The sequence below is a fragment of the Stenotrophomonas sp. P5_A8 genome, assembly GCF_056400545.1.
In genome coordinates this window covers 1-944 of record NZ_JBFULB010000599.1, presented here as the reverse complement: position 1 = coordinate 944, position 944 = coordinate 1, and the positions used below count along the sequence as shown (strand labels likewise).

At 69.9% G+C, this 944-nt stretch carries 1 pseudogene; it reads left to right on the top strand.

Going from position 1 to position 944, the window contains the following annotated elements:
- Nucleotides 1–944: pseudogene (locus AC1DQP_RS20970) on the top strand (FimV/HubP family polar landmark protein); the annotation flags it as partial.

Here is a 944-nt window from a genome sequence, read left to right as displayed (position 1 = left end):
GATCGCCCCGGCGGTCGCCGCCACCGACAACAATGCAGGGACAACCACCGGCACCGCTGCCGGTAGTGAGGGTGACATGCTGGGCAACGAACAACTGCGTCAGGCCAAGGAAGATGTCGCCACCCGCGATGCCGAAATCCAGGAGCTGCGCGGCCGCGTGGCCGAACTCGAAAAACTGGAGAAGCAGCAGCAGTCGCTGATCGCGATGAAGGACAGCGACCTGGCCGCGGCCCAGCAGCGCCTGGGCCAGGCCCCGGCTGCGCGCGAGGCCGGCGGTGCGGGCTGGTACTGGCTGGGGTTGGCGGTGCTGTTGCTGGTCGTAGCCGGCTGGGCCGTGGCCCGTCGCCGCAAGCCGTCACCCTTGCCGCCGTTGCGTCGCGACGGACTGGATGCCACCGCCTTGGCGGCGGCGGTGCCCGCGACCGATTACGTCGACGAACTGGCTGCGCAGCAGGAGCCGCACGATGCCGATCCGGTCGAGGACGTCACCGAGGACTACGCAACGCCGCCGGGGTATGTGCTTGATGGTGGACGCCGCGAGCCGGTGTTCAGTCTCGAGCCTGAGCCGGGTTACCGCGCCGCCGCCGTTGATACGGTGGACGGCGTGGACCGCGATATCACCGTCGTCGATGACGTCATCACCGACCCGGACCCCCGCAGCTACGCTGCCGCCGATCTCGATAGTCCGGTCGATCCGACGCCGGTGCACGCGCTGGAGGCCGCCGCGCAGCCCGCGTTCCGCGGCGTGTTCGAATTCCCCGACGAAGGCAACGCAGCCGCCGACGCCCGTGTCGACACCCACCCTGACACCGAGACCGACACCGACACCGCTCACGATGCCCTCGCACCGTTCGACGTCGGCACCGGCAGCGACCTCGACAGCAGCCACGGCGTACCGGCCGCCGGTCGCGATCGCCTGGAACTGGCGATCGCCTACCTGGACC